Source organism: Streptomyces sp. FH025 (assembly GCF_017427025.1).
Taxonomy (GTDB): Bacteria; Actinomycetota; Actinomycetes; order Streptomycetales; family Streptomycetaceae; genus Kitasatospora.
In genome coordinates, this window is the sequence record NZ_JAFLNG010000071.1 from 1 (window position 1) to 19365 (window position 19365).

The 19365-nt window shown below is 74.4% G+C and carries 22 protein-coding genes and 1 pseudogene; 14 read left to right on the forward strand and 9 right to left on the reverse strand.

All coding sequences use genetic code 11. The features are described 5' to 3' along the window. A partial coding sequence (locus J0670_RS40510) for a sigma 54 modulation/S30EA ribosomal C-terminal domain-containing protein (RefSeq protein WP_207810728.1) occupies positions 1–106 on the forward strand: 106 nt, incomplete at its 5' end. Between the two features lie 159 nt (positions 107–265). Next, positions 266–1390, forward strand: coding sequence for a hypothetical protein (locus J0670_RS08080; protein WP_207810710.1), 1125 nt, complete (start codon positions 266–268; stop codon positions 1388–1390). A gap of 213 nt (positions 1391–1603) precedes the next feature. Here J0670_RS08080 and J0670_RS08085 read toward each other — a convergent pair whose 3' ends face one another. Beyond that, positions 1604–2323, reverse strand: coding sequence for a pyridoxamine 5'-phosphate oxidase family protein (locus J0670_RS08085; RefSeq protein ID WP_207810711.1), 720 nt, complete (start codon positions 2321–2323; stop codon positions 1604–1606). 458 nt (positions 2324–2781) lie between these two features. Here J0670_RS08085 and J0670_RS08090 point away from each other — a divergent pair, with 458 nt between their 5' ends. After that, the gene (locus tag J0670_RS08090; protein ID WP_207810712.1) at positions 2782–3462 is read left to right on the forward strand and encodes a DUF998 domain-containing protein; all 681 of its coding nucleotides are present in this window, start codon (positions 2782–2784) and stop codon (positions 3460–3462) included. Here the strand turns inward: J0670_RS08090 and J0670_RS08095 are convergent. Further along, a complete protein-coding gene (locus J0670_RS08095) occupies positions 3443–4462 on the reverse strand; it encodes a 1-phosphofructokinase family hexose kinase (protein ID WP_207810713.1) in 1020 nt (339 codons plus the stop codon). The genes J0670_RS08090 and J0670_RS08095 overlap by 20 nt on opposite strands. 91 nt (positions 4463–4553) lie before the next feature. After that, positions 4554–6641, reverse strand: a complete 2088-nt coding sequence (gene ftsH / locus J0670_RS08100) for an ATP-dependent zinc metalloprotease FtsH (protein ID WP_307806437.1) — start codon at positions 6639–6641, stop codon at positions 4554–4556. A gap of 237 nt (positions 6642–6878) precedes the next feature. On the opposite strand from ftsH, the gene J0670_RS08105 reads away from it, so the two are divergent. The 3 genes from J0670_RS08105 (at position 6879) to J0670_RS08115 (ending at position 8779) form a co-directional block, all read left to right on the forward strand. Continuing rightward, entirely contained in the window at positions 6879–7172 is a 294-nt protein-coding gene (locus tag J0670_RS08105) for a hypothetical protein (protein WP_207810714.1), read from the forward strand. A gap of 204 nt (positions 7173–7376) precedes the next feature. Next, positions 7377–8153, forward strand: coding sequence for a PspA/IM30 family protein (locus J0670_RS08110; protein WP_207810715.1), 777 nt, complete (start codon positions 7377–7379; stop codon positions 8151–8153). 182 nt (positions 8154–8335) lie between these two features. Beyond that, positions 8336–8779, forward strand: a complete 444-nt coding sequence (locus J0670_RS08115) for a hypothetical protein (protein WP_207810716.1) — start codon at positions 8336–8338, stop codon at positions 8777–8779. 34 nt (positions 8780–8813) lie between these two features. Here J0670_RS08115 and J0670_RS08120 read toward each other — a convergent pair whose 3' ends face one another. Beyond that, positions 8814–9530 carry a pyridoxamine 5'-phosphate oxidase family protein gene (locus J0670_RS08120; RefSeq protein WP_207810717.1) on the reverse strand — a complete coding sequence of 239 codons (717 nt, stop codon included), beginning with the start codon at positions 9528–9530 and terminating at the stop codon, positions 8814–8816. A 14-nt stretch (positions 9531–9544) separates the two neighbouring features. Continuing rightward, the gene (locus J0670_RS08125) at positions 9545–10405 is read right to left on the reverse strand and encodes a universal stress protein (protein WP_207810718.1); all 861 of its coding nucleotides are present in this window, start codon (positions 10403–10405) and stop codon (positions 9545–9547) included. 297 nt (positions 10406–10702) lie between these two features. Here J0670_RS08125 and J0670_RS08130 point away from each other — a divergent pair, with 297 nt between their 5' ends. Beyond that, entirely contained in the window at positions 10703–11149 is a 447-nt protein-coding gene (locus J0670_RS08130) for a universal stress protein (protein WP_207810719.1), read from the forward strand. Positions 11150–11167: 18 nt separating this feature from the next. Here J0670_RS08130 and J0670_RS08135 read toward each other — a convergent pair whose 3' ends face one another. The 4 genes from J0670_RS08135 to J0670_RS08150 all read right to left on the reverse strand — a co-directional run bounded on the left by J0670_RS08135 (position 11168) and on the right by J0670_RS08150 (position 14872). Next, positions 11168–11407: a hypothetical protein gene (locus tag J0670_RS08135; RefSeq protein ID WP_207810720.1), complete on the reverse strand. Its 240-nt coding sequence runs from the start codon at positions 11405–11407 to the stop codon at positions 11168–11170. A 111-nt stretch (positions 11408–11518) separates the two neighbouring features. After that, positions 11519–12634, reverse strand: a complete 1116-nt coding sequence (locus tag J0670_RS08140) for a Vms1/Ankzf1 family peptidyl-tRNA hydrolase (protein ID WP_207810721.1) — start codon at positions 12632–12634, stop codon at positions 11519–11521. A gap of 180 nt (positions 12635–12814) precedes the next feature. Next, positions 12815–13918, reverse strand: a complete 1104-nt coding sequence (locus J0670_RS08145) for a site-2 protease family protein (RefSeq protein ID WP_307806438.1) — start codon at positions 13916–13918, stop codon at positions 12815–12817. A gap of 108 nt (positions 13919–14026) precedes the next feature. Beyond that, positions 14027–14872 carry a CBS domain-containing protein gene (locus tag J0670_RS08150; protein WP_207810723.1) on the reverse strand — a complete coding sequence of 282 codons (846 nt, stop codon included), beginning with the start codon at positions 14870–14872 and terminating at the stop codon, positions 14027–14029. Between the two features lie 166 nt (positions 14873–15038). On the opposite strand from J0670_RS08150, the gene J0670_RS08155 reads away from it, so the two are divergent. The 7 genes and pseudogenes from J0670_RS08155 to J0670_RS08185 form a co-directional block, all read left to right on the forward strand. Further along, positions 15039–15503: a hypothetical protein gene (locus J0670_RS08155; protein WP_207810724.1), complete on the forward strand. Its 465-nt coding sequence runs from the start codon at positions 15039–15041 to the stop codon at positions 15501–15503. Beyond that, complete coding sequence (locus tag J0670_RS08160; RefSeq protein ID WP_207810725.1) at positions 15476–16399, forward strand: hypothetical protein; 924 nt, start codon at positions 15476–15478, stop codon at positions 16397–16399. Before J0670_RS08155 ends, J0670_RS08160 begins: the two co-directional genes overlap by 28 nt. Then, a complete protein-coding gene (locus tag J0670_RS08165; protein WP_207810726.1) occupies positions 16386–17786 on the forward strand; it encodes a V-type ATPase 116kDa subunit family protein in 1401 nt (466 codons plus the stop codon). The genes J0670_RS08160 and J0670_RS08165 overlap by 14 nt, the downstream gene beginning before the upstream one ends. Next, positions 17783–18199 carry an ATP synthase subunit C gene (locus J0670_RS08170; RefSeq protein WP_207810727.1) on the forward strand — a complete coding sequence of 139 codons (417 nt, stop codon included), beginning with the start codon at positions 17783–17785 and terminating at the stop codon, positions 18197–18199. Before J0670_RS08165 ends, J0670_RS08170 begins: the two co-directional genes overlap by 4 nt. A gap of 11 nt (positions 18200–18210) precedes the next feature. Continuing rightward, a complete protein-coding gene (locus J0670_RS08175) occupies positions 18211–18420 on the forward strand; it encodes a hypothetical protein (RefSeq protein ID WP_243436707.1) in 210 nt (69 codons plus the stop codon). Further along, the gene (locus tag J0670_RS08180) at positions 18417–18959 is read left to right on the forward strand and encodes a hypothetical protein (protein WP_207810731.1); all 543 of its coding nucleotides are present in this window, start codon (positions 18417–18419) and stop codon (positions 18957–18959) included. Before J0670_RS08175 ends, J0670_RS08180 begins: the two co-directional genes overlap by 4 nt. Next, positions 18952–19365: pseudogene (locus J0670_RS08185) on the forward strand (ATPase); the annotation flags it as partial. The gene J0670_RS08180 and the pseudogene J0670_RS08185, both read left to right, overlap by 8 nt.

Below are 19365 nucleotides of genomic sequence, written 5' to 3' on the forward strand. Positions count from 1 at the left end.
CTTCGACCAGCCGTTCGTCTTCTACACGGACACGTCCACCGGCCGCGGCAACGTCCTCTACCGCCGCTACGACGGTCACTACGGCCTGATCACACCCGCCGCATAGCCCCCACCCACGTACCGACAGGAGCCGATCACGGCCCAGGATCCGGCACCGCAGCCCCCACCAGCGGCTGCGGCCGTGACCCCGAACGCCCCGCCCGTACGGCCCGCCTCGCCCACGAACTCCTGCTCTCCCAAGGAGTCCGAGCACTGGGGAACCGACATGAGACTGACCTTTCTGGGCCCGCTGTACGCGCGGCAGGGTCCCTACGCCTGTGCCTACATCGACACCTCGCGCGATCTTGACGACCCCGACCGCTCCATCGACCTGCGCCGCCGCCACCTGGAGGACCAACTCGCTGCCCAGGGAGCCGACACGGCCACCACCGGGGCCATCGCCCGGGTCGTCGGCACCGACCGCGACCTTCCCGGCCGACACGGCCAGGCGATCTTCGCCGCCCACGGGCGCCTCGCCCTCGCAGAGGAACTGCCCGACCCGCCACCCGGAGACACCGCTCGGCTCGCGATGGTCCCCGACGCGATGCCGCTCGCCCTCCAACACGCCCCGGACATCCCGTACGTGGCCGCAGTCGTGCACCGGATCGCCCAGCCGCCGGGTTCCCGTACGGCGGAGGCCGAGGTCGAGGTCACCGTCCAGGCCGGGCGCTGGCCCACCGCCCGCGTGGCGCCCGGACACCGCACCCGGCGGCAGGTCCCGGCATGGGGATCCCCCCGCCCGAAGGCCGGGGGAGAGTGGCGGCAGGCCGCCACCGAGGTCGCCGGCCAGATCGCCGACCTGGCCGACCGTGACGAAGCCGAGGCGATCGTGCTGTCCGGCGACCACCGGGCCCGTAACACCATCGCCCGTGAACTGCCCAGACGCCTGCGTCCGCGGGTCATCGCCATCGACAGCACCGGCCGGGGCACGGAACCCGAACGCGCCTTGCTGGAGGAGGAACTCCGCTACCTCTTCCGCGGGCGGCTGTCCGCCCGTGACCAGGCCTGCGTCGAACGGTTCCTGACCCGACGCGCTCGCGGTAGCGGCACCACCAAGGGACTCGCGGACACGGTCACCGCGCTGCGCCGCGCCCAGGCCGAGGCCGTCCTGATCAACGACCCGTTCGACCTGAACCAGCGGCTCTGGGTCGGCATGGCGCCGAAGCAGATCGCCGCCAACCAGGCGGAGTTGAGAGGCCTCGGGGTTGAGGCGGGCTGGGAGGAAGCGGCCGACGCCGCGCTCATCCGCGCCGTCGTCGGCACCGGCGCGGAACTCGTCGTCGTCCCCCGTGACGACCTGCCCCTCCCGGACGGCCTGGGAGCCCTCCTCCGCTACCCGGACGCCGGGTGAACCGGCACGGGGCGCCCCCTTCTCCACGAAGGAACCGCAAGGTGGGCTCCCTACGCCGGAATTGCCCGGATCAGGTGGTGGAGGTCGCCGTCGGGGGTTCGCCGACACCCCTCCGGCCGCTCAGCCCGGCCGTCGACATCGGTTCCGAACAACGCCGCTCGGCCGGGTCGTGTGCCCTCGATGGCGATGCGGTCTCTGACAGCGGTCTTCCTCTCATGCTCCTGAGTGTCCGGGCCCGTCCTCAGGTGGCGCTGCGGGGGGAATGCTGATGGTCCGGCCGGTGACGGCGGACGGTGCGATGGCGATCCACACGTCGCGTTCACCTCCGGCCCACGGGTCGGGGTCGCCCTGGCGCGTCAACTGCTCGACGGCCACCTGGTCGTCGACGCGGACCGCCGTGCCCGAGACCAGGATGCTCCAGCCGGTGCGCAGCGCCTCGTCGATGTGGTCCACTTCGAAGGCGACCCTGTTGCCAGCGGCGCTCGCCGGGGTGCTGCCGACGCCGGTCCGGTAGACCACGGCGCCGTCGTGGATGCGGTAGTTGACCGGCAGCACGACGGGTCCGCTGTCGGTCGACAGGGCCACCCGGCCGATCCCGCCGGGCGCGAGCCTCGCCCAGCACTCCTCTTCCGGCAGTTCCTCCAGGACGGGATGCGCCGCAGAGGGTGCCCGTCCGGGCGGAGCGTCCGCTCTGCCGCCCAGCAGTTCCCGGGCGGACGTGCCGAGTGCGGCGGCCAGGCGGGTCAGGGTGACGGTGTCGACGGCTTCGGCCGATGTCTCGACGTATTCCACGTAGCCCGGGGCCATGCCCGCCCGGTCGGCCAGGTCCTGGCGGCTGAGGCCGAGCAGCTGCCGGTGTCGGGCCACACGCCGCCCGACGTCCCCGGGGTGGGCCGACCGGGGTTCGGCGGAACCTGCGCCTGTGTACTTCATGAACACGATTCCCTTCGCGAGGTCGGGTGCCGCCGCGACGAGCGGACGGACCGCTGCCGAGGGGCCGGAGACCTGGCAGTCAGCCGTGCGGCGGTCATTCGTCGGCGCTTCGTCGGTCTCGCCGGCGCGGAGCGGCAGTCCTTGAGGCCGAAGGTACCCCCCAGCGGCCTGCGACACCTTTCCGCCGACACGGTGTCGGGGCGTCCGGCGGCCGTTTGCATCAGGCCTTCAGCATCAGGCCGTCAGCCGGCGGGCCGAGCGGCACCGCGACCACCGTCAGGCTGTTGCGGAACCCGGTCGCGCCGTTGAAGCCGGACACCTCTCCCGCGTGGACCAGGGGCTCTGACCGTTCACGCCCTAGGGTGGTGAGTATTGGGCGAGCGTGCTGGATGGGAGCCGCGATCGTGGGCGGGCCGTTGCTGCGGGAGAGGGCCCCGTGTGCCCGGGGCGGTCCCTGGGTGACGGTGGCCGCGGCGGTGGGGCTGCTCGCGTCCGCCGCCTACAGTTCGTTCCCGCTGCAGTGGGTGGTGGGATCGCGGTTGAGCGTGATCCGGTCCTACGTCAGCGAGCTGTCCGTGACGGGCCAGCCCGGGGCCCTGGTGTTCCGCGTGGGCGACGTGATCGGCGGGGTGGGCCTGGTCGTCCTCGCGGCGGGCCTCGCGGCCTCGTGCGTCCGTGGGAGCCGGTCGGCGGTGGCCGCCGTGCTCGCCCTCGTGGTCACCGGGCTGGGATCGGCCGCCGACGGCGTGTGGCCGATGCCCTGCGCGCCGTCGGCCGACCCGGTCTGCCGTGGCCTGGACCGGAGTTCCCTCACGGCGCAGCTCGCCCAGACGCACACGCTGACCAGCCTGTCGGAGTTCACGGCCGCAGTGATCGCCGCCGTACTCTTCGGCGCCGTGCTGCTCCGTTCGCCGGGCCACCACCGGCTCGGCCTGTTCACCTTGGCGGCCGGGCTCGCGGTGGGGACCCTGGGGCTCGGGGAGATCGTGATGGTGCTGACCGGCTCACGGGTGATCGGCGTTCCCGAGCGTGTCCAGGTCCTGCTCGTCTCCCTCTTCTGCGCGGCCCTCAGCCTCCACCTCCTGCGTCGGCGCCGACGAGCCCCGGCGAGCGGGGGCTTCAGCCTCCGAGCCGGGTGATCCGCACCGCGGGACGGAGGGACTCGGCCACCTCCCGATCGCATGGTTCGGTGCCGGGGGTGAGCATCGATGCGGCGGCTGCGGCCACCCCGAGCGCGCAGGCGTCGACGGGATCGTCGCCTTCCGCCAACCGGGTGACGATTGCGGCGATCATGCCGTCCCCGGCCCCGGCGTCGCTGAGGGGCTCGCCGGGCGGTGGCGGAGCATGCAACTCCATGTGCCCCCGACCGGTCGAGTACAGCGCGCCGAGCTCTCCGAGGGTGGTGACGGCGATCTCGGTTGCTCCGGAGGCGAGCAGCCGCTCGTTGACGGCGCGGGCGTCGTCGAAGCTCCGCACCGCGTGGCCGACGAGGTAGGAGGCCTCGCTGCGGTTGCACCTGCGCAGGAAGACGGCCTCGTGCAGTGACTCACGCAGGGCCGGTCCCGAGGTGTCGAGCAGCAGTCTGGAGCCGGCTTCCCTGACCCGGCGGGCGACGGCGGTGTAGTAGTCGTCGCTCAGGCCGCCGGGGAGACTGCCGCTGGCCACGACGTACCGGTGAGCGCCCGCTGCCCGTTCCAGCAGGTCCAGACAGCGCCGTCCCTCGTCGTCGTCGAGTCGCGGGCCGTTCGGCACGATGTGGTAGCTGTGGCGTGACGTGCTCTCGAACAGCACGAACGCTTCGCGGGTTTCACCCGCGATCCCGAGGGCGAGGTGGTCGATGCCCTCCTCGTCCAGCAGCCGGTTCAGGCGCTGGCCGATCTCCCGGCCCGCGGTGTGGACGGCGGTCGCCCGCCCCCCGAACCGCGCCACGCCGCGGGCGACGTTGATCCCTCCGCCACCGGCGGCCACGTACCTGACCCGGGCGCGGGTCTTGCCGATCTCCACGAGGCGGTCGATGTCGCAGCAGATGTCGACCGTGGGGTTCAGCGTGAGGGTGAGAATCGGGGGCGCGACCCCGGGCGGCGAACTGCTCCCGCCGCCCCCCGCCGCAGGCTTACCCGGTACCTCGGCGGCGCTCATGGCGGTGGCCCGGTGGTCGTTGTCACCGCGGGCACCGCCTGGTGCCGGTGCAGGCGGTCGTGCGGCAGGTCGCCAGTCATCCCTACCCTCCTCACTCACCCGGATGCCGTCCATACTGGCGCTCCGGCCAGGATCGCGCGATCCGGAGCGCGCTCCCGTCGCCGGTGCGGTGGGCGGGGGTGACTGCGTCCGGCTGCGGAACCGGGGCGTGTTCCTGTGGGGTGTGTTCCAGCGGCTGTCGGGGGGCCAGGGGTGGCGGCGTTCCGCGGAGGATGGCGAGCACGACCTTCCCGTCCACCGTCTCCTCCACGATGAGGAGTTCGGCCAGTTCGTCCAGCTGGCGGCGGTGGCCGCGCAGCAGGTCGAGGGCCCGTTCCTCGGCCTGCCGGAGCAGTCTTGCCACCTCTTCGTCGACCGTCCGCTGGGTCTGTTCGGAGTACGGACGGAGCAGCCGGTCCTCCGGGTTCTCGCCGAGGTACTGGGCGGTGCCGGCCGCGTACCCCACAGGCCCCAGGGCGGAGGACAGACCGAACTCGCGCACCATGCGGGTGGCGACCGTGGTGGCGTTGTTGAGGTCATTGGCCGCGCCGCTGGAACCCTCGCCGAAGACGAGCAGCTCCGCGGCCCGGCCGCCGAGTTGGACGGCGAGCAGATCCTCCAGATAGCCCTGGGTGTACAAGCGCCGCTCGGCCACGGGGAGTTGCTCGGTCGAGCCGAGCGTCATGCCGGCCGGCAGGATGGTCACCTTGGCGACCGGGTCCGCGTGCTCGCACAGGGCGGCCATGAGCGCGTGCCCGGACTCGTGCACGGCGACCGCACGGCGCTCCTCCGGGAGCAGGGCGTTGGAGGATTCCCTGCGCCCGAGCAGTACCCGGTCTCGGGCGTCGTCGAGGTCGGCGGCGGTGATGATGGCGCGCTCGGCGCGCACGGCGTTGATGGCGGCCTCGTTGACCAGGTTGGCCAGGTCCGCTCCGGAGAACCCCGGAGTGCCGCGGGCGACGCGCTCCAGGTCGACGTCGGGGGCCAGGGTCTTGCCGCGCACGTGGACGGAGAGGATCGCCGCCCGCTCGCCCTGGTTCGGCAGCGGGACGGTCACCTGCCGGTCGAAGCGGCCCGGGCGCAACAGGGCCGGGTCGAGGGCGTCGGGGCGGTTGGTCGCGGCCAGTACGACGATGCCCGTGCTCTGGTCGAAGCCGTCCATCTCGGAGAGCAACTGGTTGAGGGTCTGCTCCCGTTCGTCGTTCCCGCCGAGCCGTGCACCGCCGCCGCGCCGGGCGCCGACGGCGTCGATCTCGTCGATGAAGATGATCGAGGGTGCGCGTTTGCGTGCCTCCTCGAACAGGTCACGGACCCGCGAGGCACCGACGCCCACGAACATCTCCACGAACGCCGATCCGGTCATCGACAGGAACGGGACCTCGGCCTCACCGGCGACCGCGCGGGCGAGCAGGGTCTTCCCGGTCCCCGGAGGGCCGACCATGATCACACCCCGCGGCCCCTTGGCACCGGCGGCGGCGTACCGACCGGGGCTGCGCAGGAAGTCGACGACCTCGCTGACCTCCTGCTTCACTCCCTCGTAGCCGGCGATGTCGGCGAACCGGGTGGCCGGCCGCTCCGCCTCGATGATCTTCGCCCGGGACCGTCCGACCGTGCTGAGACCGCCGCTCATCGCTTTCGTCGCCATCCGCCCCGACCAGAGGAAGAACCCGACGAGGACGATCAGTGGCAGGAAGAGGAGGAGGGCGGACAGCGGTGAGCCGCTACTGGGAGCGGTCGCGTCGATCTCGACGTGCTGGGACCGCAACTCCTGGGTGAGCCCGCTGTTGTCCAGCGCGGTCGGTAGCTGGGTGGTGAACTTCGCGCCGTCCTTCAGGGTCCCGCTGATCGCGCCCTTGTCGGTGATCTCGACGGTCTTGACCTGGCCCGTGTCCACCCTGCCGACGAAGTCACTGTAGGTGTATCGCGTTCCCGTCCCGGACGGGCTCCGGGACAGGACCAGGAAGAGCACGGTGAGAGCCAGGACGGCCGGTAGGAGCCATCGCCGCCAATCCGTTTCCGGCGGTTGCGCGGGCTTCGGCGGGTCGGGCGGGGGCCCGGGTTCGTCCTGACCGGTCGGATGGCGCGTCGGGAAACGATTGCGTGCGATCATCTCGTGCATTCGGGCCTCCTCCGCTCTCATGGTCTGCTGCGGGGGAGGTCGTGGGCAGGGCCGGTCGGCCTACCCGGATGAGGCGGTCGGCCGTGTCCGGCCGACCGGTGCTCGGACCGGGCGGAGGCCGGCGGGACCGTTCAGCGGCCTCTCGGGCGGGCGAGTGGGGCGCTCGTGTCGCGTTCCATCGACGGCTCGGGAATCGTGGATGTCGTGGCAGCGGCGTCCGGCCGGTGCCGAGTCGTGCCGTGCGGGAGGACGTTGGTCATGTCGGAGCACTTCGAGGTCGAGCCGCTGGGCGATCACGAGTATCTGCTGCGGGCCCGCGTCGGTGAGGAGGTGGTCGAGTCACGCTTCAGGGCCAGCGAGACGGTTGCCGAGCAGCTGCATGTCGAGTCCACCGACGAGCGTCGTGTGGTGGAGGAGACCGCGGAGTTCCTGGCCGAGCGGCAGCCGTTGGTCGACCTGCCGCCGATGGTGGACCTGGACGACGTCGTCGCCTGCTACGACGACTACCTTGACCAGCTCGAACAGCGTCTGGCGTCGTCGTACACGCCGTAGCCCCCGCGCTGTGGGTTGATTCTCTCGTGGCCTCCTGCTCGTCCGGTTTGTGCGGCGGGACCCGGGGAGGGACGGTGGAGGTACCGCCGCATTCGCGATCGCCGGTTCGGGCGGCGGCGCCGTGCGGGCAGTCCCGGGTGGCCGTGTTCTTGCGCGGCCCTCGGACGCGGGCACGTGCCTTCGAGAGGGAAGGAGCGGTGATCGATGGCCGGGATCGCGAGCCGGATCGCCGAGTTGTTCCGGATCAGGGCGAACCAGGCGCTGGACCGGGCCGAGGACCCGCGTGAGGTGCTCGACTACGCCCACACCCAGCAGCTGGAACTGCTGCAGAAGGTGCGGCGGGGGCTGGCGGACGTGGCGACTAGCCGCAAACGGGTCGAGTTGCAGATCGACCAACTGCGCACATCGGCCGGGAAGCTGGAGGAACAGGCGCAGCAGGCGTTGGCCGCTGCCCGGGAGGACCTGGCCCGCGAGGCGCTGGCCCGGCGCGCGGGTGTGCAGAACCAGGTGGCCGGCCTGGAGGAGCAGCGCGCGACGCTGCGGACGGAGGAGGAGAAGCTCACCGCCGCGACGCAGCGTCTGGAGGCGAGGGTGGAGGACTTCCGCCTGCGCAAGGAGGTGTTGAAGGCCGAGTACACCAGGGCCGAGACGGAGGCGCAGATCGGGGAGGCCGTGTCCGGTGTCGGGGACGTGCTGGGCGACGTCGGTGCGGCTGTGCTGCGGGCCCAGGACCGGACGGAGCAGCTGCGGGCCCGCGCGGCGGCGCTGGACGAGCTGATGGCCTCCGGTGCCCTGGAGGACGCCACCGTCAAGGTCGGCCCGGACGAGGTTCGGGTCGAGTTGGAGCGGATCAGCACGGACCAGGACGTGGAACGCGAGCTGAAGCGGTTGAAGGCGCAGCTCCCGGCCGCTCCTGCCGCGCGGACGCAGGAGGAAAAGGGCGCCAGGCGGGCGGAGTCCGGCGGGGAGTCGTCGGTGTGACCCCGGCGGCGGCAGGGCTGAGCAGCGACGGGGCGGGCCAAGGCACCCCCACAGGCCGACCGGGCCGGGTACGCCGAGCCGCCCGCGGGGTGCGGTCCTAGGCTGATCAGTAGGAGTCACTCAGCGGAAGTCCCCGTCGCCCGTCAACCGGGGGACGGGCGAGACCACACTGGAGGTGTCCCATGGTGTCTCCTGCCTCCTCGGCGACCGGCGTGAGCGAGAAGCCCGCGAAGCGCCACGGCTGTCCGAGCGGAATGGTGACCTTCGCCGGGGTGCTGGTGTTCATCCTCGCGCTCTTCAACGGCCTGAACGGCATCGCGGGGATCAACCGGTCGCACGTCTTCGTCGACGGCGCCCACATCGTCGTGGGTGATCTGCGGGCCTGGGGCTGGACCCTGCTGGTGCTCGGGATCCTGCTGGCCCTGATCGCGGCCGGCATCCTCGCCGGCAGCCAGCTGGCGCGCTGGGTCGGCGTGGCCGTGCTGTCGCTCAACGCCTTCTCGCACATGTGGGTGGTGTCCAGTTACCCGCTCTGGTCGGTGCTGATCATCGTGCTGGACATCCTGGCGATCTACGCGCTCTGCGTGCACGGGGACGGGCATGAGCACGAGGGGGCGGCGCATTAACCGATCCGCATTAACCGATCTCAACGGAGGTTCGTCATTCGGGCACCGGGTAGCCGGAGTCCACGATCGGGGGACCGTCCGGGCGGATGACGCGGCCGCTGATCGCGGTGGGCCGGATGCGCATCCAGGTGTCCCGGGCGCCGCCCGCCCACGGGCCGGGATCGGCGTGCTGCCCGAGCAGGCGCACGGTCTCCTCGGCGGAGACGATCGAGACGGTGCCGTTCACCAGCACGCTCCAGCCGGTGGCGAACACCTCGTCGAGCTGGTCGACCTCGAAGGCGACCTCACTGCCCGCGGCCCGTGCGAGGGTGCCGTCCGCTTCGGTGCGGTAGAGGATGGCGGCGTCCAGGACCCGGTAGTTGACGGGCAGCGCCACCAGCCCGCGCGGCGCCGTGAGGATCACTCGGCCGATGCCACCGGGGCTGAGCTTGGCCCAGCAGTCCGCCGGGCCCACGTCCTCGGTCCGTACGCGGACGTTGGCGAGGGCCTGTCCGGGAGGCAGCCCGTGCCCGCCGCCGAGCAGGTCGGAGACCGTGGTGTCGAGGGCGTCGGCGAGCCGGGTGAGGGTGGTGACGCCGACCGGGACGGGGTGGGTCTCCAGGTATTCGACGAACCCGGCGTCCAATCCGCCGCGCTCGGCGACCAGTTCACGGGTGAGCCCGAGCCGGTGACGGCGGTGGGCCACCCGGCGGCCGAGGTCGCCGGGGTCGGCCGGGTGGGCTTCCGCCCGGCCCTCGTTCGTGGTCTTCATGACGACCTCCGTGGTCAGGTCGGGGCGCCGCTCGGGACGATCACCAGCGGGACGGTGCAGCGGTGCACCAGGGCACGGCCGGTGGAGCCGAACAGCAGGCCGCGGAAGCCGCCGTGGCCCCGGCTGCCGACGACCAGGCAGCGGGCGTGCGCCGAGGCGGCGGCCAGTTCCGAGGCGGGGGCCCCGATGAGCACCTCGCGGCGGACCCGGACGTCCGGGTACTTCGCCTGCCAGCCGGCCAGGGACTCGGACAGGTCCAGCAGGGTCGTCTCGACCACGTAGGACCGGTCCATCCCGGTCGGCCGCTGGACCTCCACGGCCAGGACCTCGGTGCCGCTGATCGAGGCCTCCTCGAAGGCGAAGTCGATCGCGCCCCGGGAGGCGTCCGAGCCGTCCACCCCGAGGACGACCGGTCCGGGGGCGGAGGAACCGTCGGCGGGCTCGGGCACGAGGACCAGCGGGCACTTCAGGTGACCGGCCAGGGACGCGCCCTTGGAACCGATCGGCAGCGCGGAGTGCGCCTCGGTCAGCCGGCGGATGCCGAGCACGAGCTGCGCGGCCTCGTCGGCCGCCTTGCGCAGCACCCGGACCGGGCGGCCTTCAGCCAGGACGGGAGTGACCTCCAGCCCGGGCCGTCGTTCGACGGCCGCCAGCCGGGCGGAGTCCAGCAGGGTCTCGCCGGCGCTCCGGAGGCCGATCTCCCAGGGGCGGCCCGTTTCCTCCTGCTGACCGGTCGGCCACTCCTGCGCGTGCACGAGGCGCAGTGGCAGATGGCGCCAGGCGGCCTCGTCCGCCGCCCAGCTCACGGCGGAGCGGCTCGCCTCGGAGCGGTTGACGCCGACGATCACGGGACGTCGGGTTTCGAAGTGGTTCATCGCACGGTCCTCCTCGGCTTCGGCCGGTGCCGTCACCGGCTCTGCGTGGAGCCTTGACCACTTCCATCGTCCGTCGCCGCAGGGCGGGGGAGCAGGGCCGGTCGGACCTTCCCCCGCAGACCGGTGGTCCCCGGCGCCGCCTCCGCCATGGCGGGGGTCTGCCGCTCCGGGGGACGTCGCCGGGGTGCGGATCCCGCGAGGACGGCCGATGCTGCCGGAGGAAGGAGCGCGCACCGGCCCGGGCGGAGGAACGGGCACGGGGTGTGTGCGCCTCGGGCCGGACCGGAAGGACGAACCATGACTGACAGGCGGACCCGAGACCGGATCGTCGCCGGGGTGGACGGCTCCGAGCAGTCCAGGCGGGCACTGCGCTGGGCGGTGCGGGAGGCCGGGCTGACCGGCTCCGCGGTCGAGGCCGTCATGGCCTGGGAACCGCCGTTCTCCGGGTGGGGCGGCGCCGTTCCGGTGGCCGGGGAGCCGTCGCTCGGGGACGTCGCGCAAGGGATCCTGGCCGAGAGCGTCGCGAAGGCGGTCGGCCCCGAGCCCCCGGTGGAGATCACCGCCCGTACGGAGGAAGGCACCCCGGCCCATGTGCTGCTGAGGGCCGCTGCGGCCGACGACGTGGTGCTGCTGGTGGTGGGCAGTCGTGGGCTGGGCGGCTTCTCCGGGGCGTTGCTGGGCTCCGTCAGCCAGCACTGCGCCCAGCACGCCCCGTGCCCGGTCGTCATCGTGCGAGGCCGCTGACCGCAGCGGTCGGCTCCCCTACAGGCCCTGGGAGAGCAGGAGCTCGTGCGCGAGGCGGGCGGCGCGGGCCGGGCGCTCGGGGTCGGGCTCCTGGTCGGGGATCTCCTCGAATCCCCGGATGATGGCGCGGATGGCCTGGCCGAGGGCCTGGACCTGGGACTCCAGCAGTTCGACGCGCTCGACCGCGCTCTCGACGTCGCGGCCGTGCGGGTGGAGGGCGATCTCCGGCTGGGTGCCGGTGGTGTCGGGTGTCGTCATTGTGGGCTCCTCCTGGTCGGATCGGGTTGGTCGGATCGGTTGGTCGGATCGGGGTTCGGGCGGCGCGGACGTCAGTGGTGCGGCGGCGGCCGGTGGGCGCCGGGGCGGACGTCAGCGGTAGCGGGTCAGTCCGCCGATCCCCTGGGCGGGGGCGCCGTGGGTATCGGGCGGGAGGACCCGAACGTCGGCGCCGGTGAGGAGTGCCGACCGGACGGCGATGTCGGCGAGGTCCGCCTGCTTCACCGGGGAGAGGTCCGCCGGCAGCGAGGCGGGCTGGTCGGCGATGTCGGTGGGGCCGGGGCCGAACCAGGCGGTGCGGTGGCCGACGAGGCCGTCGGAGAGCAGCAGGGTTCGCAGGGCCCCGTCGGCGAGCGCGCGTACGGTCGCGTAGACGCCTTCGACGGTCGGGCCGAGGGGTGAGCGGCCGCCGTCGAGTCGGACCAACAGGGCAGAGGTCTCGTCGAGTCCGGCGCGGCGGGTCTCCGTCCTGACCTGGGCCGTCCGCTGCGGCCAGGCCCCGTCCGGGCTGCGGCTGCCGCTGACCGGCCGGATGGACACCTCGTGGTGGACCCAGGCGGGCAGGTGCTTGGTGAGGTACTGACGGGCGCGGACGTCGCCGGCCAGCATCAGGACGTGGGCGTCCACCTCGGCCAGCGCCGTGCCCAGCGCTTCGGCGACCGTGGCGGCGTTGTGTTCCCAGGAGTCCTCGGCGCGGTGCTGGTAGCGCATCTGGGACCGGCCGCCGGGCCGGTTGCGCTCGATCTCGTCGTCCGCGCCGATCACCGTCCGGCCAACGCCTTCCGTGGCACCGGTGGGGTAGAGCCGCAGGTCCGCCCCGGTGCGGTCGACGACGGCGACCACGTGGGCGGGGTACTCCTGGCGCCAGGCCAGCAGCGGCAGCAGGCGCGGCAGCGGCGCCACGAGAGCCAGGTCCCGCTGCTCGCAGCCCGGTAGGAGCACCGAATGCACGACCTCGCCGCCCGCGGCGAAGGCCGCGAGCACGCCGGAGCCGGGCCGGGAGGACAGGAAGCGCCGGGTCAGGGCGTCCAGGTCCGCCGGCCCGGCTCCCTGGCGGGCGAGGTGGCGGCACAGCCCGTGCCAGCGCGCCTCGGCGTCCAGGGCCATCTCCGGGCGCGGATCGAGGTCGAAGTAGACCGACGCCATGGGGCCGGGGACGGTGAGCAGCCGCCGCAGGGCTTCGGTGCCGGTCTCTGTTCCCGTGGTCATGTGAACGCTCCTCGGAACGGAAGCAGTAGGCGGGCGACGAGGACCCCGCAGCCGTCCCCGGGCCTCGTGTCCAACCCCCTCATGTCCACCGTGCCCGGTTCCCCGGCCGCCGTCCACGGTCCGGCGGCCTCCCCGCGGAGGGCCGCTCGGCCCTGCCCCGCCCCGGGGCCGTCGAGCGGCTCATTCCGCCGTGGTCGTCGGCCTCCGGTTGCGGGCGATCCGGTCGAGGGCCTCGACGGTGACGATGCCGATCGGCCTACCGTCGTCCAGGACGAGGATGGGCGGTGGGGCCGTCGCGCGGTCCAGGACGTCCACGAGATCGTCCCCGGGTGCGGCGACCAGGCACCCCGGGAGCGGGGTGGCCAGGTCGCGGATCCGGAGCCCGGCCCGACGGCCGGGCGGGACCGCCGCGAGGCGGCGCGGGTCGACGAGTCCGCTCGCACGGCCGGCGGGGTCGACCAGGACGACCACTGGGTACCGGGTGCGGGCGGCGGGTTCGGCGAGGAAGCGGTCGAGCGTGAGCCAGTCGGGCCCGGTGGGCACCGGGAAGCTCATCGCCTGGGCGACCCGGGTGCCCCGCAGCGCGGTCACCAGGGCGGCGCGGCGGACCTCGGCCTGGGCGGAGGACCACATGAAGAACCCGATGAACAGGAGCCAGATCCCGGCCCCGTCGCCCCGGAGGAACTCGACCCAGCCGACGGCGCAGAGCAGGAGACCGCCGACCTGGCCGGCCCGTCCGGCGACGCGCTCGGCCTGTTCGCGGTCGCCCTTGCGCCACCAGACGGCGGCCAGCAGCAGGCGGCCGCCGTCCAGGGGTGCGGCGGGCAGCAGGTTGAACACGCCGAGCAGCAGGTTGGCCCAGCCGGCCCACAGCAGCACCGCCGCGGGCAGTGACCAGCCGAGCGCGTCTTCCGCACCGATCCCGGAGGCCACGAAGAGCCCGCCGAGGACCAGGCTGCTCAGCGGTCCGATCCCGGCGACGGTGGCCTGGCGCCGGGGGCTCGGTGGGCGCGCCATGCGGGTGACACCGCCGAGCGCGAAGACCGTCATGTCGTCCACCCGGATCCCGGCCCGCCGGGCGGTGACGGCATGGGCCGTCTCGTGCAGCAGCAGGCTCGCGGTGAGCAGCAGCGACCCGACCAGACCGGCGAGGCCGTAGGCGGTGCCGGAACGGCCGGGAACCCACACGGGGAGGGCCTGTCCGCCCAGACCGACGCCGAAGAAGAGGACCAGGACGGGCGCGCTCCAGTGGATCCGCAGCGGTATGCCGAAGATCCTTCCCAACGGTGCGGACCCGCGCATCCCGCCACTTCCCGCCGGAGCCCCCGGCGGTCCTGCCCGATTCCACTGTGCCCTTGCCACGAGGGACACGACCCAGGGCCGACCGGGGGTTCAGGCCGCGGTCAGGTGATCGAGCACGTCGGTGACGTCGTCGATCCTCCGGACCTCCGCCACGAGCCGGGCCACGGTCTCCCGGTCCAGCCTGCCGGTCAGGTCCACCACGCCGTTGCGGACCGTCACCCCGACCGAGCCCTGCGGGAGGTGGAGCTCATCCGCGATGATCCGGGACGTGATCTCCTCCCGGATGCGCCCGTCGTCCCGGACGAGGGCGGCCAGCAGCGCGGCCCGCCGTACGACGCCCACGAGGCGACCCTTCCAGTCGACGACCGGCATCCGCTTGAGCCGCCTGCGGGCCGCGATCAGGGCGGCGTCGGCGACGGTCGTACCGGGCCGCACGGTGGTGACGGGCGCCGTCATCAGGGTCGCCGCCGTCACACCCCGGGCCTTTTCGCGCAGACCCCGGTCACGCAGCCGGCCGACCGGGCCGGAAGGATGCTCCATCGCCTCGACGGCCGCCTTCGCCAGCAGGTCGGACTCCGAGACCACGCCGATGACGTGGCCCTTCGCGTCGACCACCGGCACCGCGCCCACGTGCTCGTGGGCCAGCGTCCGGGCCAGCTCCACGAACGGCCGGTCCCCCGGCACCGAGACCGCCGGTGTGTCCATGACGTCGCGTACCCGGGGCACCGGAGCCGGCCCGGGCTCGTCCGGCACGGCGACGGTCTCGGACGGGGCCGGTCGTTCGGGTTCCCGGGCCCGGGCGGCGGAGATGTCCGCGACGGCGCCGAGGTAGCGCAGCAGCATGTCCTGCCGGTGGGGTTCCTCGGGGGTCCAGGCCTTGCCCGGGGTGGACCGGCGCGCTTCCGCCGCTGCGGAGAATTGCTCGTGCTCGCTCATGGTGTCGTCCTCCCAGTGCGTCCCCGTCATCCAGTCTTCGCCCGGCGCGCGTCCGGTGATGGTGCCGGTCGGCCCCAACCGCCCGGCGGACGGCCCAATCCGGGGCGACAAGCCACCGGGCCGGCCGGATGCTGGAGAAGGGGCCCCGATCGGTTGGAGGGCTCGCATGGTGCGGTTCCGGGACTTCCTGGCACGGTTCCGCCCCAGCGGTACGCCCGGGGCGCCCGTGGCCGGTGTGCCCGCCGACCGGGCCGCGGAACTCGCCGCCGAGCTGGAGCCGCCGCTCGACGGGCTCGCGCGGACCCAGGCCGAGGCGGCGGCCGTCCGGGCCGAGGCCGCGGCCGAGGCCGAACGCATCCGGCAGGAGGCGGCCCGCAACGCGGCGCGGATCGTCGAACTCGCCCAGGCCCGGGCGCCGCGGGTCCGTGCGGAGGCCGCCGCCTCGGCCGGGCGCGTGGCGGTGGCCAGGGCGGCCGAACTGACCGTCGCGGCCGAGCAGGTGGCCGCCCGGGTCCGCGCCCGGGCCCACGAGCGGATGCCCGCGTTGGTCGAACGCGCGGCGGAGCTGGCGCTGACTCCGGCGGACGAGCCCGGGAGGAACCGGTGGCGGCCGGCTGGGTCGGCGGAGTGACCAGGGCGCGCGGGCTGCTGTCCCGCGCCCTCGGCCACCCGGGCAGCCGGGACCTCGCGGCGGCGGCCGGGCTCGGTGAGGCCCTGAGAATGCTGGCCACGACCGCCTACCGGCGGTTCCTGCCGCCGGAACCGGACCTGGCGCAGGCCCAACGGGCGGTCTCCGCGACCCTGTTGTGGCACCTCCGGGTGCTCGCGGGATGGCTGCCGCGGGGCGGGGCACAGGCCGTACGGACCCTCGCCGCGGGCTTCGAGACCGCCAACGTCGAGGACCTGCTGCGCTCCTTCGCGGGGCCGGCGCCGCGTCGGCCGTACGTGCTCGGCGCGCTCGCCATCGGCTGGCGCCGGGCCACCCTCGCGCGCACGCCGGAGGAACTGCGCTCCGCACTGGCGGCATCGGCCTGGGGAGACCCCGGCGGTGCCGATCCGGCGACGGTGGCGGTGGCCCTGCGCATGTCGGCCGCGCACCGGGCGGCCGACACCGTGCCCCCCGCCCGTCGGTGGGCCCAGGGCCGGGCCGCCCTGCTGACGGCCCGCACCCGGTTCGTCAACGGCCGTTCGCTGCCGGGGAACGCCGGCCGGCACGCCGTGCGCCTGCTCGGGCCGCGGGCCGTGGCCGCCGCGTCGTTCGAGGACTTCCGCCGCGCACTGGCGGCGGACGCGCGGTGGGCGCTGGACGGAATCGAGGCCCCCGGCGACCTGTGGCGGGCCGAGACCCGGTGGTGGACGGTGCTGGACCGGGAGGGACACGACCTCCTGCGCGGAGCGCACTACGCGCTCGCGCCGGTCGTGGGGGCGATCGCGGTCCTGTCCGCGGATGCCTGGCGTGTCCGTGCCGCCCTGGAACTGGCCGCGCGCGGTGGAGCGACACCGGAGGCGGCGGATGCGCTGGTCTGAGACCGCGACTCCGGTGCGCATGCAGCGGGTGGCGATCGTCGCCCCGAGCGCCGCGCTGCGCGAGACCCTCCTGCTGGTCGCCGACGCGGGGTGCGTGGAGGTCGACCGGACCGAGGACGCCGCCCCGGGTCCGGCGGCCCGGCGCCTCCACCGGCTGCCCTCCGCCCCGGGGCGGCCGGCGGCCCTGTCGGACACCCCGCCGGACCTCGACCGGCTGGAACGGGAAGCACGACTCGACCTCCTCGCCGGCGAGGCCCAGGTGGAGGAGTGCGCCGCGAGCGCCGTCCACCGGGGCGAGGCGGTCGCGCTCGCCGGGTGGTGCCCGGCGGACCGGGTCGCCCGGCTCACGGAGGCGCTGGCCGTCACCGGCAGCGCCCTGGTGCCCCTGCGCGCACCGCGCGGCGTCGATCCGCCCACCCTGCTGCGCGAGGGAGGAGCGCTCCGTACGGCCTTCGCGCCCCTCGTGCGCACCTACGGCACGGCGCCGTACCACGACCTCGACCCGACCTGGCCGGCCGGGATCGTCTACGTCGTCATGTTCGGCCTGATGTTCGGGGACGCCGGGCACGGCGCGCTACTGTTGCTGGCCGCGCTGGTCCTGCGGACCGGCCGTCCTCGGCGACTGGCCCGGCTGCGCCCGGCCTGGCCGTTCCTGGCCGGGGCGGGGCTCTGCAGCATGCTGGCCGGCGTGGCCTTCGGCGAGTTCTTCGGGCCGACCGGAGGGCTGCCGGTGCTGTGGCTGGCGCCGCTGGAGCAGCCGGAGCGGCTGCTGGCGGCGGCCGTCGCCCTGGGCGGGCTGCTGCTCGCCCTCGCCCATGTGGCCGGTGCGGTGAACCGGTGGCGCGAGGGCGGTCCGGCGAGGGCGCTGTGCGCGACGTCCGGGGTGGCGGGCCTGGCGCTCTTCCTGGGGCTGGGGGCCGTCGGCGCCGGGATCCACCTGCGCTCGCCCGGGTTCGCGGCCGGTGGGGCGGTGCTCCTCCTGGCCGGGCTCGCTCTGGCCGGCCTGGGCCTGTTCGGGGCCGGCGCGGGCGGGGCGGGCGGTGCGCTGCAGACGGCCGTCGAGCTCTTCGACGCCGTCCTGAGGCTCTTCGCCAACACCGTCTCGTTCTCCCGGCTGGCGGCCTTCGGGCTCACCCACGCGGCGCTCGGACAGGTGGTGTGGCGCGGCACCCTCGGCCTGGCCGGGCGCGGCGCGTGGGGCCCGGTGGCGGCCGCGCTGCTCTTCGCGGTCGGCACCGTCCTGACGTTCGGGCTGGAGGTGCTGGTGGCCGGCATCCAGGCGCTGCGTCTGGAGTACTACGAGCTGTTCTCCCGCGTGTTCCAGAACCTGGGTCGGCCGTTCCGTCCCTGGCACGTGCCCATCCGACGCACGGAGGTGCCCCGGTGATCACCTGGCTGACCGCGCTGCCCGTCCTCGCCGCCGTGCTCGGTGCGGCCCGTCTGCTGGCGCGCCGACGGGGGCGGACGGTCCTGCGGTGGCTGCTCGGCGTCAACGCGGCGGTGCTGGCCGGCGCACTCGTCCTGCTGGTGACGGTGCTGGCCGACCCCGCCGGCGCGGCCGGGCCGGCCGCCGCGGGCGCTCCCGGGTCCGGCTCGGCGGCCCTGATCGGGGCGAGCATCGCGGTCGCCGGTGCCTCGATCGGCGCGGCGATCGCCGTCGCGTACACCGGGGCCGCGGCGATCGCGGCACTGAGCGAACGGCCCGAGCTCTTCGGCCGGGCGATGGTGATCGTCGGCCTGGCCGAGGGCATCGCGGTGTACGGGCTGGTGGTGGCCGTGCTGCTGATCGGGAAGGCCTGACGGTGGGGGGCGTGGTCGCCATCGGCGAGCGGACCGAGGTGGCCGGGCTGGCCCTGGCCGGGGTGACCGTGCTCGTCGCCGAGCGGCCGGACGACGCGGTGGCCGCCTGGGAGGCCCTCCCCCCGGGAACGGCGCTTGTCCTGGTCGGTCGGGCGGCGGCGCGGGCGCTCGGCCCGGCCAGGCTGGAGGCCCCCGAACCCCTGACGGTGGTCCTGCCGTGACGGGAGGGACCGGCGACACCGACGCGCTGGCCCCGGTCCGGGCCGAACTGCTGCGCGCCGCGCGGGCCGACGCGGCGGACACGGTCGCCGCCGCCTGCCGTGACGCCGACGGCGTCCTCGCCGCGGCCCGTGCCGAGGCGGCCGAGCTTCTGGCCAGGGCGGCCCGGGTGGGGGCGGAGGAGGGCACGGCCGTCGCCGCGGCGCAGACCGCCCGGGCCACCCGTGCTGCCCGGGCCCGTGAGCTGGCGGCCCAGGGCGAGGCCTATGCCGAACTTTCCCGCCGGGTCGCCGACCGTGTCCGGGATCGGTACCTGGCCGAGCCCGCGGCGGCGGAAGCACTGGCCGAGCGGACCCGGGACCTGCTCGGACCGGACGCCCGGATCACCGCACACCCGGACGGCGGCCTGCTCGCCACGGTCCCCGGACGACTGGTGGACTTCGGGCTGCCCGCGCTGGCCCGCCGGGCGCTCGACCGGATCGGTTCGGAGGCCGCGACGCTCTGGCGGCCGGACGACGGCGAGGGACGGTCCGATGGCTGAGCCGGGGCCGCCGCGGATCCTGCGGGTCACCGGCCCGCTGGTGGAGGTGGCCTGTGGTGCGGGCGTCGCCATGCACGACGTGGTGCTCCTCGGTGGGGACGACCTGCCGGGCGAGGTGGTGGCCATCTCCGGGAACACGGCGAGCGTGCAGGCGTACGAGTACACCGGCGGGCTGACGCCGGGGCACCCGGCGCGTCCGACGGGCCGGCCGCTGCGGGTGCGGCTGGGCCCCTGGTTGCTCGGAGGCGTCTACGACGGCCTCCTGCGCCCGCTCACCGGAGTCGGCGACTGGCTGCTTCCGGGCGGCGCCGACGGAGGCGAAGGGCGTGCCTGGCACTTCGTCCCGTCGGCGGTGGCGGGCGAGGAGGTGGCGCCGGGCGGCGTGCTCGGGGAGTGGGCCGGGGGA